12 protein-coding genes are annotated in these 12,600 nt (G+C 42.9%); 7 read left to right on the top strand and 5 right to left on the bottom strand.

Features of this window, described 5'->3' with window-relative positions; translation table 11 throughout:
• The first annotated feature begins 138 nt into the window (after positions 1–138).
• The 3 genes from VTAP4600_RS22275 to VTAP4600_RS22265 all read left to right on the top strand — a co-directional run bounded on the left by VTAP4600_RS22275 (position 139) and on the right by VTAP4600_RS22265 (position 2,261).
• Positions 139–768, top strand: coding sequence for a thiol:disulfide interchange protein DsbA/DsbL (locus tag VTAP4600_RS22275; protein WP_102524923.1), 630 nt, complete (start codon positions 139–141; stop codon positions 766–768).
• Positions 769–786: 18 nt separating this feature from the next.
• Positions 787–1,260, top strand: a complete 474-nt coding sequence (locus tag VTAP4600_RS22270) for a BamJ family beta-barrel-assembly machinery protein (protein WP_102524922.1) — start codon at positions 787–789, stop codon at positions 1,258–1,260.
• Positions 1,261–1,862: 602 nt separating this feature from the next.
• On the top strand, positions 1,863–2,261 hold the full coding sequence (locus VTAP4600_RS22265) for a hypothetical protein (protein ID WP_102524921.1): 399 nt from the start codon (positions 1,863–1,865) through the stop codon (positions 2,259–2,261).
• Between the two features lie 174 nt (positions 2,262–2,435).
• Here the strand turns inward: VTAP4600_RS22265 and VTAP4600_RS22260 are convergent, their stop codons facing one another.
• Positions 2,436–3,965, bottom strand: coding sequence for a transposase (locus tag VTAP4600_RS22260; protein ID WP_102521342.1), 1,530 nt, complete (start codon positions 3,963–3,965; stop codon positions 2,436–2,438).
• A 128-nt stretch (positions 3,966–4,093) separates the two neighbouring features.
• Here VTAP4600_RS22260 and VTAP4600_RS22255 point away from each other — a divergent pair, with 128 nt between their 5' ends.
• On the top strand, positions 4,094–5,461 hold the full coding sequence (locus VTAP4600_RS22255) for a methyl-accepting chemotaxis protein (protein ID WP_102524920.1): 1,368 nt from the start codon (positions 4,094–4,096) through the stop codon (positions 5,459–5,461).
• 120 nt (positions 5,462–5,581) lie between these two features.
• Here VTAP4600_RS22255 and folE read toward each other — a convergent pair whose 3' ends face one another.
• Positions 5,582–6,235 carry a GTP cyclohydrolase I FolE gene (gene folE, locus VTAP4600_RS22250; RefSeq protein ID WP_102524919.1) on the bottom strand — a complete coding sequence of 218 codons (654 nt, stop codon included), beginning with the start codon at positions 6,233–6,235 and terminating at the stop codon, positions 5,582–5,584.
• Between the two features lie 165 nt (positions 6,236–6,400).
• Between folE and moeA the strand changes: the two genes are divergently transcribed.
• Complete coding sequence (gene moeA, locus VTAP4600_RS22245; protein ID WP_102524918.1) at positions 6,401–7,651, top strand: molybdopterin molybdotransferase MoeA; 1,251 nt, start codon at positions 6,401–6,403, stop codon at positions 7,649–7,651.
• Between the two features lie 9 nt (positions 7,652–7,660).
• On the top strand, positions 7,661–8,413 hold the full coding sequence (gene moeB / locus VTAP4600_RS22240) for a molybdopterin-synthase adenylyltransferase MoeB (protein ID WP_102524917.1): 753 nt from the start codon (positions 7,661–7,663) through the stop codon (positions 8,411–8,413).
• A 66-nt stretch (positions 8,414–8,479) separates the two neighbouring features.
• On the opposite strand, the gene VTAP4600_RS22235 is transcribed toward moeB, so the two are convergent.
• The 3 genes from VTAP4600_RS22235 to VTAP4600_RS22225 form a co-directional block, all read right to left on the bottom strand.
• Positions 8,480–9,874 (bottom strand): ATP-binding protein, encoded by a 1,395-nt coding sequence (locus tag VTAP4600_RS22235; RefSeq protein WP_102524916.1) that lies wholly within the window; start codon positions 9,872–9,874, stop codon positions 8,480–8,482.
• 66 nt (positions 9,875–9,940) lie between these two features.
• Positions 9,941–10,639 (bottom strand): response regulator, encoded by a 699-nt coding sequence (locus VTAP4600_RS22230; RefSeq protein WP_102524915.1) that lies wholly within the window; start codon positions 10,637–10,639, stop codon positions 9,941–9,943.
• 167 nt (positions 10,640–10,806) lie between these two features.
• Entirely contained in the window at positions 10,807–11,571 is a 765-nt protein-coding gene (locus VTAP4600_RS22225; RefSeq protein WP_102524914.1) for an EAL domain-containing protein, read from the bottom strand.
• A gap of 482 nt (positions 11,572–12,053) precedes the next feature.
• Between VTAP4600_RS22225 and VTAP4600_RS22220 the strand changes: the two genes are divergently transcribed.
• Entirely contained in the window at positions 12,054–12,554 is a 501-nt protein-coding gene (locus tag VTAP4600_RS22220) for a winged helix-turn-helix domain-containing protein (protein ID WP_102524913.1), read from the top strand.
• Positions 12,555–12,600 lie beyond the last annotated feature (46 nt).

The following is a 12,600-nucleotide window of genomic DNA, read 5'->3' as shown; positions in this document are numbered from 1 at the left end:
TTACTCACACTACATGATGGTTATGGTCATATATTAGTCATTTGGAATACTTTCGCCCTAACTTACGGAACCAATCTCTTTTTTTTTCTTCTAACTAATGTAGATTCGGTTTTCAATCATGTAGGTTCTTTGAGAAATATGTCTAAAAATAAATTTTCTATCTTTATTGCGTTAGTAAGCTCTTTCTTCCTAATAGCTTGCAGTGAAAATAATCAGCAACCACAAAAAGGCAAGCAGTATGAACTGCTACCTTCCACATTAACACAGTCGATCATCACCCCTGTTACTGAAGTCTTCTCTCTCACTTGTGGTCACTGCCGCACGATGGAAAGCATGGTTCCTCAAATCGAAGAAGGCATCAAGCAGCCGATCAGCAAGGTACACGTCACATTCAACGAAAGTGCCCAGATCGGCGCACTTATTTACTACGCAGCACAAATGCAGTTAGACAATACACCCGATCATAAAATGATGGATGAGCTGTTTGAAGCCGTGCAATCCCGAGATCACGTCGATACCGCTGCGAAACAGCAAGCTATTGAAGAAATCTTCAACTCTAGAGGGCTAGTAAGCCCATACCAATTTGACGGGATTCAACAAAAGGCCCTCTTTGAAGAACTTTCTGTCGCTGAAAGCGTCACTAAACAAGGCCAGTTCAATTCGGTACCCACATTTATCATTAACGGTAAGTATCAGCTCATCACCTCTGGGCATAAAGATGTCAATGACATAGCTAATACGATAAACTACCTCCTCTCTCAACCATAAAGACTATAAGGATAGCTTGTGTCTAAGTATCTAATTCCAGCGATTATTTTTGTTCTGGCTGGTTTTTTTATCTACCGCACCTGGACCAACCACAAAGCAGCAGACGTTAATTTTGCACAAGGTCAGGAGTTTTTAGCTGAGAATGCTAAAAAAGAAGGCATAATCGTGACTGAGTCAGGGCTTCAGTATCAAGTTCTTCAAGACGGGACTGGGACTGAACACCCAGCACTGAACAGCAAAGTAACGGTTCATTATCACGGTACTCTCATTGACGGCACGGTTTTCGATAGTTCAGTCGATCGCGGTGAACCCATTGCATTTGGCCTTAAGCAAGTAATTAAAGGCTGGCAAGAAGGCGTTCAGCTGATGGTCGTCGGGCAAAAAGTTCGCTTATTCGTACCGAGCACACTGGGTTATGGAAAAAGTGGCTCTGGCCCTATTCCACCGGCGACTGTGTTAATTTTTGATATTGAATTACTCGCTATCGATTAATTGTCAGACACCCGCTTATCGAAATATCTAAAGCTGCCGTATGGCGGCTTTATTTTTGCTATGCATCTGAGTGATTAGAACATTTATGAATCATGGTTAAATGGCATCATTAGCATATAGAAACGACAGTAAAAAAGGTTCTAAATCAAACTATTATTTGGGTTATACGCATGCTACACTCTTCCGACAACGGAGTAGCAGGCTTATCAATCGTCCTTTATTCCAATACTCAGATTACTTCACGGTGTAAAAGCCGCCTCTCAGGATGAGTTCTTTTTATCAGGCATGACAATCGGCTACGACACTCTGGCGTATTTGCGGCACCAAGGTCATATTTGTTTACATATTTACAACTTTTACTTTAACCTAAACCAAAAACAGCTAAGATATATAGAGGTGACGTTTAGATCACTGCTCAGTTAGTTGGATTTGATTAGGGTACAAAAGCGCAAATTTGTCGCATAAGTACCACTTAGAAGGTTAGGTTTCGAGTTAGCTTAGCTCGCAACCATAACAAAAGTGTAACATTTAAGTTGAATTTTATTTGTAACATTAATGTATGGCTTCAACCTTCTGTCATTTAGCTCAAAGAAGTGCGAATTATGAATATCAAATCTCGTCTTATCCTACTTGGATTGATTTCAATCCTCGGTATTGCCACTATTTTAGGTGTCTCTATCAGTTTTTCTAACACCGTTGGTGAGTTAGCATCAGCTAGAACTCAGCTCGTCGAATTAGAGGTGAGGCTGCTCAATTTACGTCGCAATGAAAAAGACTTTCTTTTAAGAAAAGACGCGAAATACCTGTCAAAGTTCAATGAAAATGCGGCGCTATTTGTCGATATCAACCAAAGCATTTCCAACGTACTTGCTAAGTACGATATACCTTACCCTACTCGACTTCGTTCCGACCTCGATGTCTATAAAGGCAAGTTCGCCGCCTTGGTTTCCGGGAACCAAGTGTTAGGCCTAAAAGAAGATCAAGGATTAATGGGCCGTTGAAGCTGTAGAATTTCTCGATTTTTCACCGATTTCCCATGTTTTTATCGTCATTAATCCTACTGGCAACGGCGTAAATACTGCTCGATGGTAGCGGCCTTTATCATGGTAAGGAAAGATAGAGCGACAGGATGAGAGTTAATTTGGGTTTTTCGCTGATTTTAGAGGTTTTACCCTCTAGATGATGCAATTCCGTAGCTTTTCCATGTTGTGAAGCATGCTGAACATCGCCCATTGGGCGTTCACTTTCTCTTGTCCTCTTAGCGTAAATCGATTCATCTGTTTGTTGACGGTGATGTTGCCAAAAACAGGTTCAACACACCCAAGCCGTTTACTGTATTGCCGCCTTCCTTCTGGGCTATCAATCTTGTCTTTCATGGCTTGCATGTGGTCAAAGTCTTTGGTGTTTTTGTAGATGAAGAAGACTTGTCGACCGACTTGCTTGCCAGGCGGTTTTCTCATGCACAGCGGTTGATGAACGCATTGTCTGCAGTCGTTTAGGTATCCACAAAACTGAGCACCACGCTCTCCACGGATGACGGCGTTCTTGCTGCTCAGCCGCATCATATTTCCTGCAGGGCATCGGCAAGTCATGTCGTCTTGGTTGAACTCGAACATAGAAATGGAGTAACAGGTTTTACCTGTTTTCGAGCGTTTCTTTCGTTTTTTCGCTTGCTCGGTCTGATAGGTTTCACTGTTTTGAAACAGCGGATTACGGCTGCGAAATCCAGTGTCTGCTATGTAACAATCATAAGGAGTCTCAGACAGGAACTTGAGGTTGGTTTTACTATGAAATCCGCTGTCTGCGGTGAACTTGGTGGTGCGCTTTGAGCTGTTGGGTAGCTTCTCTAATTGTTCTTTCAAAGCGAGCACTGCAGGCTTTAATGTTTGCTGTTCACCAACGCTTCCCCACACTTGGCTGTGTAAAATAATTTGGTGCTTGTCATCCGTGATGGCGATGCCGTTATAACCTTGAATCGTACCTTTTGAGGTGGTCATTTTAGCGCTGTCATTGTCCGTGATGTTGCTTTTTACGGGTTTTTTACTGCTGCCCAATTTGTCTTTAGTGCTCGCCAGAAATGAACCTATTTTATCGGCGCTGCTATCAAGCTTTTGTTTTTGTCTTAGGTCTTGTTCGATAACTTCATTTGGGAGCGAATCTTGGCTTTGATGACGCTCGATAATTCGCTGGCTCGCCCGCTGTAGTTTTTCTTTTTTACGGCGAAGCTCTTCGTGTGTGCCACTCCATTCCTTACTGGCATTGGATGAAATTTTACAGCCATCAATAGCAAACATGTTACGGCCTATTAGGCCTTGTTCATCGCATATCATGAGAACCTGAGTGAACAGTGGTTCGATGGTGTCCTTCATTTGTGCGATGAAAGCCGCGATAGTGGTGAAGTGTGGTCGCTCGTCGCCCGATAAGCACATGAAAGTGACATTGTTGATGCAGGCTCTTTCTATGCGTCGGCTAGTTAACATGCCGAGGGAATAGGCGTAAAAAATAACCTTAAGCATGATGGAGGGTGGATAAGCCGCCGCCCCGTTTTTGTCGTTGTGGTAGTGCGCATCAAAGGGCGAGAGGTCGAGGTGGTTATCGACAATGTGGGAAATCGCATACTCAATAGTTCCGGGGATGAGTTGTTCATCGATGATGATAGGGACGAACATGTTTTGGTTCGAGTAATCGGTTTTGAAGTTGGGCATAACCGTGTCTTGTGGCGAATAATTTAGATTAGATCACAAGGAGTTAGTGCGTTCAAGTTCATATCGTGATGAAATGGCGGCAGGATCAGAATTGAGACGGGCGAGGAGAAATTCTACAGCCTCGTTACATGTCGGTCTATCAACGCTTGATCACCTCTTCGACCCCAGAAAAAGAATTAGCACTGGATCATTTCCATCACGGTTTACTGAAAGGTGAGTTCAAGCCTGAAACCCTAGAAGGGTTCGTGTTTAAAGAATTCACCGATGCTGGCGAGCAAGTCATCAAACAAATGCATCTCGTTGGGCTTAAACATAATCAAGGTCTAATGGGTGATGTGCGTTCAGCGTCGCACCAAATTGAAGAGCAGTTTTCCGCCGCATCTGACGCATTACAATCTGGCGTTGCAAGCTATGAAAGCCGTCTATCTACCATACAATGGTCAGTGACTGGCGCTATTATCTTAGTCATTTCATTGGTGCTGTTCCAAATAGTTACCTCCATTAACTCAATGATGAATAAGCTCCTTACGACGATTCAAACCATCTCTAAAACCAATAACATCGCAATGCGCACTGATGTTACCGGAAAAAGTGAGCTTGCTGAGTTAGGCCGCTATTTCAATGATCTATTGGCAAGCATTGAAGAATTAGTTTCAGGTTCGCAGTTAAAGTCTAAGGCACTCTTTAGTAGTACTGAGAGCATGCACGGACAATTACAAGGTGTTATCGAGCAATTCGACGTACAAGGTGAACACACCACAACAATGGCAACTGCGGTACAAGAAATGGTGTCGACCATTGCCGAAATTTCCGAAAGCACAGCAATTGCAGCCGAAGGGGTTCAACAAGCAGCGAACCATGCAAGCAGTGGGCGCGAAGTGGTAAGTAACACCGTAGATAACATTAATGATCTATCAAACACGCTTGCAAACAGCCAAGTTTCTATCGGCTCACTAAATCAACATGTGTCGCAAATCGGCGGCGCTGTTGAGATGATTCAAGGCATTGCAGAACAAACAAACTTACTGGCACTTAACGCAGCCATTGAAGCCGCTCGTGCGGGTGAGCAAGGTCGCGGTTTTGCCGTAGTGGCGGATGAGGTTCGCGCACTTGCCAGCCGTACTCATGAGTCAACTCAAGAAATTACGACGGTTGTAAACGCAATACAAAACCAGATGTCGACCGTTGTTGATGATATTGAAACCTGTAACCGTCAAGGTGAAGAAACCAAAGCGTTCTCTCAAACCCTTGACCAAAACTTCTCACAAATCATTACCGATATGGACAACATCCAAAGTAATTCAGAACGCATCGCGTCGGCAATTGAAGAGCAAGGCATTGTAATGAACCAGGTAGCCGAGTCGATCACTGAGCTTCAAATGATTTCAGATGACAACATGGTATCAGCCAAACAATGTTTTGAAGAAGTCGACAGTGTTCAAGTTCAAGCGCAAGATATGGAACAAGCCGTAGCGCAATTCAAAACCAATGTTTAACGCAACATAAACCCAAACGCTACACCAACTAAAAAGGCTCCTTCAATAGGAGCCTTTTTGCTATATCGGATATGTCGCTGCTATCGCCAATGTGTCGCCTTTCTTAAAGGCAACTGAGTCTCAGCGTATTCCGTGCAGAAACTCATGCCTTGTTGCTGGGTTCGATTTAAAAATCCCCCCTAGCGCAGTTGTCGTAGTCACACTGGTTGCATCCATAACACCACGAGACTTAACACAGTAGTGCACAGCATCCATAGTAATGGCAACATCATCTGTTTCTAATAACGTTTGCAATGCCACCAACACTTGTTGTGTCATTCGTTCTTGAACTTGAGGTCGCTGAGCGAAGAAACGAACTATGCGGTTAATCTTAGACAAACCGATTATTTTGGAGCGAGGAATATAAGCAACAGCCGCACGGCCGTCGATTGTCACTAAGTGGTGCTCACAAGTACTGGTCACGGTAATGTCTTTTACCCTTACCATCTCGCTACACGACATTTTGTTTTCGATTACCGTGATTTTAGGGAAGTTCGCGTAATCTAGACCTGAAAATACTTCGTCAACGTACATTTTGGCAATGCGTCGTGGTGTTTCTTCCAAACTATCGTCACTCAGATCCAACTCAAGCAAGTTCAAGATCTCTCGCATGTGATGTTCGATTTTCTCTTTTTTCTCGTCTCGACCAATATTATTTGGGCGCAGTGGAGTTTCAATCCCATTTTGAGCCAGTGCAGACTTCACTAACTTGGCTGATTCGCTTAAACCCGACATGCATACTTCTCCCATGCGTAATAGTTGGACCGATATAGAATAGCAGACAAATATACTCGGAATTTTGATCAATTACACCCATATTTTGATACGGGTTAATGCGTCGCAACCCTTAACTATGCTAAGGTTGCGCTAACAAAGTATGACGAAATATAGGAAAAATTTATGGGTTGTTGCGATGCTCCAGGTTTAATGCCGATTGAAGAAGCAATGGAGAAAATGCTCTCTACGGTTAAAACCATTTCAGACACATCTGAAGTTCCATTAATGGACGCATGTGGCAGTGTACTTGCCAAGTCTATTCGCTCCCCTATTTTTGTGCCTCCTTTTGATAATTCAGCGATGGACGGGTATGCCATTCGCATCGAAGATTTAGATACGAATAAAGCTTTACCGGTAAAAGCTTTGCCATTAGTAGGTAAATCTTTTGCGGGCCAACCGTTTGAAGGAAAGTGGCCGCCGGGAACCTGTATTCGAATCATGACTGGCGCAAAGATCCCTAAAGGCTGTGACGCCGTCATCATGCAAGAGAACACAGTCGTTACCGACGCCGGGATTGAAATCCACCAGTGCGATATAAAAACTAACTCGAATATACGACCATGTGGTGATGATATTGGCGAAGGTGATCTTGTTCTGGAACAAGGCCACCGATTAACGCCTCGTGATATTCCAATGATTGCATCACTAGGCATCGCTAAGGTTCAAGTCTATCGCCAAGTGAAGATAGCCTTCTTTTCTACTGGCGACGAACTCAAATCTTTGGGTGAGCCTCTGCTTGAAGGGCAAATTTACGACAGCAACCGATACGGCATTAAAGAACTCATTGAAAAATTTGGCTGCGAGGCCGTTGATCTCGGTATTATTCCTGACTGCCCTGACCTACTCAGAAAGGCATTTGAAGACGCTCAAAGCCAAGCTGATATTGTTGTAACATCAGGTGGTGTCAGCGTTGGCGAAGCGGATTACACCAAAGACATTTTAGAAGAAATGGGCGAAATCGGATTCTGGAAGCTGGCCATTAAACCGGGTAAACCCTTTGCGTATGGCCTACTAGACAAAGCTTTGTTTTGTGGACTACCTGGCAACCCCGTTTCCGCCATGCTCACCATGTACGTATTGGTTCAGCCGTTAGTTGCAAAACTAAGCGGGCATAGCCAATGGAAGGAGCCAGCACTTATTCCTGCCATAACACGCTCTCGATTCAAAAAGTCACCAGGCCGCACCGATTACCAACGCGCAATCTATACGGTCGAAAACGGTCAATTTGTCATCGAAAGTACCGGCAATCAAAGCTCTGGCGCATTTCGTTCTATGAGCCTTGCTAATTGTTTTGCCGTGCTTGAAAACGAACGTGGTAATGTAGAAGTAGGCGAAACGGTTCAACTTCAGTTATTTAATAACACGCTTTACTAGGGCTCTATTTTGGAACTGTTATCCGATAAAGAAATGTTGCGCTATAACCGTCAAATCATTTTGAAACAATTTGATTTTGACGGGCAAGAGGCCTTAAAACAAAGCTCCGTTCTGATCTTAGGTGCCGGAGGGCTGGGTTGTGCTGCAAGCCCATATTTAGTGAGTGCAGGTGTAGGCTGCGTTACCCTTATTGATGATGATGTGGTCGAAGTATCCAATCTACAGCGTCAGGTTTTGCATAACGACGATACGGTAGGAATTAAAAAAGTGGACTCTGCCGCGCAGGCATTATCTAAGCTTAATCCTTATTCCTCTATAAAGACGATAGCAAAGCGACTCAACGATGACGAATTACTGCCGCTGATAAAATCCCATTCCGTAGTATTAGATTGCAGCGACAATGTCGAGACGCGTAATCAGCTAAACCGATTGTGCTTCGCGACCAAAACCCCCTTGGTTTCCGGTGCTGCGATCCGTATGGAAGGCCAGATCAGCGTTTATACCTATCAACACGACTCGCCATGCTATCAGTGCTTAAGCGCTTTGTTTGGTCAGCAAGCGTTGACCTGCGTGGAAGCCGGTGTGATGGCACCGTTAGTCGGTATCGTTGGTGCGACACAAGCGATGGAGGCCATCAAAGTTATCTCCAAAATGGGAACGCCTTTGTCTGGCAAATTACTGATGTTAGATGCCATGAGTATGTCTTGGCGAGAAATGAAATTGGCAAAGAACACTGGCTGCCCTGTTTGCGGTTCGGCCTAGGCCTTCGCGACATGGTGTATAGATTACAAATTAAATAGGCCGATCTTATGATCGGCCTATTTGTCTCTACGGTTCGCTGGTGCAATCACAAACATCAAGATTAAGTATCAACGTAAAGCACGCGCCGCCTAACTCACTATCCGTAACTGCCACAGAGCCCTGATAACGCAAGGCAATCTGTTTAACAATCGCCAAGCCGAGGCCGTGCCCACCTAGCTTTTTATCTCTTGATTTATCAGCGCGATAGAAGGGTTCGAACAACATAGTCCAATGCTCTTTTGGTACACCACAACCATCATCATGAACTTCAATATGAAGTTGTTGATTAAATAACGTCGGTTTAATTATCACCTGGCTGTTTGCGTATCTAAGCGCGTTGCGCGTTAAATTAGAAACCGCTCGCGAAACCAAATTGCTATCGGCTTTAATCACGCCTTCGAATTCAAGCGGTGTGTACTCAATGTGTAATTGATACCCCCGTTGCCATTTCTGTATTTCTTGTGAAAACCACTCGTTGATAACAATCTCATGGCAATCTAGTGGATTATCCGCTCTCTCGGCTTTAGCGTAATAAAGAAGCTCATTGACTAACGCTTCCATTTCTTCCGTATCTTCAATAATACTTTCAACCGAATCGATACTTTTTTGGTTTAATAAAACCGCATCCGTTTCCGCTATGTCGTTACTGTCTATCTCTTTTTTGCTACTGGTTTGATGGTATGTATTCTTAACGCCGTTTAGCCGTTCCAACAACAATTCAGCTTGCCATTGAATACGAAAGACGGGCGTTCGTAACTCATGAGCAACTGCGTTTGTTAGAGCCTTATTACTGGTAATCAAAGCGGATATTTTGTCCGCCATATGGTTAAAATTTCGGTTGAGCTTGCCAACACGATGGCCACTTTTTTCCGACACTCGAGCCGAAAAGTCACCATTTGTAAGCCTCAACGTCACCTCTTCCAAACGACGAAAACGACGACTTAAAAACCAAATCAATCCCATACAATAAAGGCCAAAGCCAACAAAGAAAAACACCCATACAATATCATCGGCAAACCAAACCGCTTGTATTAAGGGTGAATTAGAATTGATATAAAGGCTGTAAATCAGTTCGCTGTTATCTAATTTGAACCACCATACGTTATCGTGATCTGCAAATGTGTTCGCTCCTGGGTTTTGAGCGAGATAATATTGAACGTAGTCAGGAGTATCTCTTAGGTTTTGCTCCTCAAACACTTCATGCGTGGTATTAGCAAAATGTTTAATAATATCCAATGCATTATCAAGCCCTGAGACCATTGACGTTTCATTGACTAAATCGCGCATTGCTTGCGCTCGATAATGCTCCAATACAACTTCATGGTCGGTATTCAGCTGAAAGACCACCACTTCGTATGTCATCAGTGTGGCAGCAAAAAGCACGATCAAACCAATAAGGGATTCTATGTAAATTCGCCACATGATTTTTCTTCGCTATACGTCGTTTGATTAAGTGCGGGTTTTAGGTGCTTGGATCATACACCGAGGCTACCAAGCATCAGCTACAAACAAGTACCCTTTACCACGTACGGTGATAATACCTTTGGGATCGGTTGCATTTCCTTCTAACTTTTTCCTCAGCGCAACAATTCGATTATCAACGCTTCGATCGATACCATCGTAATCAATCCCTCTGAGTGCTTTAGTCAGTGCGTCACGCGACAATATATCTCCTGATGATTGCGCCAATAACCAAAGCAAATCAAATTCACTATCGGTAAGTGTCACAATTTCTCCTGAGAGAACGCAGCTTCGATTCGACTGGCTCAACACCAAGTTGCCAAATTGCAGTTGCCCATTCGCCGAGGTTATCTCTGATGAGGACGTTCGTCTTAATAGCATACGAATTCGTGCCAGCAATACCCTTGGCTTAATCGGCTTGGTTACAAAGTCGTCGGTGCCTGTTTCTAGTGCGGCCACGTGATCAAAATCATCATCACTGGCCGTCAAAATTAAGACTTTACCAGTAAACCATGTCCTGATCTGTCTGCAAATTGTCAGCCCATCCTTACCTGGCAGCATCAAATCCAATAACACAAGATCGGGGCAAACGTCTTCAATCAAATCTGGCGCCGCGATCCCGTCACCCGTTGTAAAGACTTCAAAGCCTTGAGTTTGAAAATACTCCGCAAGCATTTCGCGCAATTTGTCATCATCTTCGACAATAACAAGCTTAACTGAAGACATAGCAAGGCATTCCTTATGGTAATGAATATATCAATAACCATACATTTAAAACCGACATTTAACAATCAACTGAGTACGCAAAATGGCAGCAACCTATTGTTAGCAAGCTATTGTTAGCAAGCTATTGTTAGCAAATGATAAATTAGCTTTCCATGACACAAATAGGCTCAGTACGCGCTATGTTGAAGTTCACGTTGTGTAATAAGATCTCGTGGGTAACCCAAGTAGAAGCCCTGTAATAAGTCAACGTTGTGTTTTTTCATCGCTAACAGCTTATCTAACGAATCAACGCCTTCTACAATGACAATACTTTTAAGTTCTTGCGCCACCTTAATTGCCGATATGAGTTCATCACGTTCTGATTGCATGTATTTGGTCAGCAAATTCCCTGAAACTTTAAGAACAGAAGGCTTAACCTGCCTTGCTCTTTCTACTGTCGATCCACCATCGCCATAATCGTCAATCGCGATTTCAAACCCAAAATCTCGACATACATCGCAAGCTTTCGATAAATCGCCACAAAACTCCTGTTCCGTCACTTCAATACATACTTGCTCTGTTCTAAGGCAATTGGCCTCCATCATCTCGCAAAAAAAATCCAAAATATCTTGGTTTTCTGCAATGGTTACCAGCGTCTTTGGGGAAGCATTTACAAATAGCTTACAACGAGAATAACGAGGGAAGTTTCTTAGGTGTATAAGCAACGAACACAACTCCAGCGTATCCCTTTCCTGAGATGATAGATTGGTAAACGCACTTGTATGCGTTTTATTACTCGCGGGGGTAACTTGACGCAGCAGCGCCTCATAGCCATATGTCTGCCCTGTTGGTCGATGGATACTCTGATAGACGCTATAAAACCACTCACCTTTATAACTAATCACCCAACCATATGTGTCGCTAAACGTGATGTGATCAAATTTCCTGATCATTTTTTCGCCTTCCTATAAACCATCCAAGAACAACTAGCGCCGTCATAGATAAATGAAACAAGGTCAAAATGTAGAGTAAAAAAACAACTAAATTCACGAAACACCTCGACGCACACTCTTGATTTGATAGCAAACCAACCGAGGTGAATCCTACATTTCGGCATAAAATACACTACTAAAAGAAAATTAAATCATCTTATTTTCTGTATATTTAATTAAATTTTAAGCTCACAATGAGCCATATAGGAAATAATAATATTAAGAATGTTTAAGGCGACAAGTGACTGAAAAAACATATAAAAAGATGACAACCCATTTGAATTGAATAGATGTGGCACCGTTATTGTTTAGAAGAGCAATTCACAATTCATTAGAATTTGAAATAAAATCAATAAATCCAATATTTTATCGGATGCTCTTTCCATTATTAAAAAAAAGATCATACAATGCACCTAGTTTAACATTGTATATGGCCTAAAATTATGATTAAAGAAATGAACATAACTAAGCAAAGATTTAAGCTAAACAAGCGTTACCACTACGACTCCGATGATATGACCCTGGCCAGTGTTGAGCTAAATAATGAAAACAGCATCATTTTGAACAAAAATGAAAATGCTTTGATGATCCACCTATTATCAAATTACCCTAATATCGTATATCGCCAAGATATGCTTAAGTACATTTGGCGAGAGCGCCACGTTGGTGAAAACAGTCTAAACGTGGTTGTATCTCAACTAAGGACTAAACTTAAGCAAGTAGACCCAGAACTCAAAAACTGCTTAGTCACTGCTCAAGGAGAGGGATATCGTTGGCGGGGCGATGTGGAAAACATCAGTCAACAAGATGGCTTTTTGCCTACCGCTGGAGAAAAGATTTCGAACTCTCAAAAGATCCCTTTAAGCAGTTTTCCTATAGCGAGCCATTATTCGATGATGTTTCTTTCTATATGTTTAGTTATTGCTATCTTGTTGTATCGCTGACAAACAACGACGCGAGATCTCAACGCGACGTGGCTCCATTTTTCAC

The organism is Vibrio tapetis subsp. tapetis, assembly GCF_900233005.1.
Taxonomy (GTDB): domain Bacteria; phylum Pseudomonadota; class Gammaproteobacteria; order Enterobacterales; family Vibrionaceae; genus Vibrio; species Vibrio tapetis.
Note: the sequence above shows the minus strand (reverse complement) of the source record. Positions and strands in the feature narration are given on the sequence as shown.

Bases quoted from the DNA above. Each gene is read 5' to 3' on its own strand.
- VTAP4600_RS22275 (WP_102524923.1), top strand. From the start codon at position 139: ATGTCTAAAAATAAATTTTCTATCTTTATTGCGTTAGTAAGCTCTTTC.
- VTAP4600_RS22265 (WP_102524921.1), top strand. From the start codon at position 1,863: ATGAATATCAAATCTCGTCTTATCCTACTTGGATTGATTTCAATCCTC.
- VTAP4600_RS22260 (WP_102521342.1), bottom strand. From the start codon at position 3,965: ATGCCCAACTTCAAAACCGATTACTCGAACCAAAACATGTTCGTCCCT.
- VTAP4600_RS22255 (WP_102524920.1), top strand. From the start codon at position 4,094: ATGTCGGTCTATCAACGCTTGATCACCTCTTCGACCCCAGAAAAAGAA.
- folE (WP_102524919.1), bottom strand. From the start codon at position 6,235: ATGTCGGGTTTAAGCGAATCAGCCAAGTTAGTGAAGTCTGCACTGGCT.
- moeA (WP_102524918.1), top strand. From the start codon at position 6,401: ATGGGTTGTTGCGATGCTCCAGGTTTAATGCCGATTGAAGAAGCAATG.
- VTAP4600_RS22235 (WP_102524916.1), bottom strand. From the start codon at position 9,874: ATGTGGCGAATTTACATAGAATCCCTTATTGGTTTGATCGTGCTTTTT.
- VTAP4600_RS22230 (WP_102524915.1), bottom strand. From the start codon at position 10,639: ATGTCTTCAGTTAAGCTTGTTATTGTCGAAGATGATGACAAATTGCGC.
- VTAP4600_RS22225 (WP_102524914.1), bottom strand. From the start codon at position 11,571: ATGATCAGGAAATTTGATCACATCACGTTTAGCGACACATATGGTTGG.
- VTAP4600_RS22220 (WP_102524913.1), top strand. From the start codon at position 12,054: ATGATTAAAGAAATGAACATAACTAAGCAAAGATTTAAGCTAAACAAG.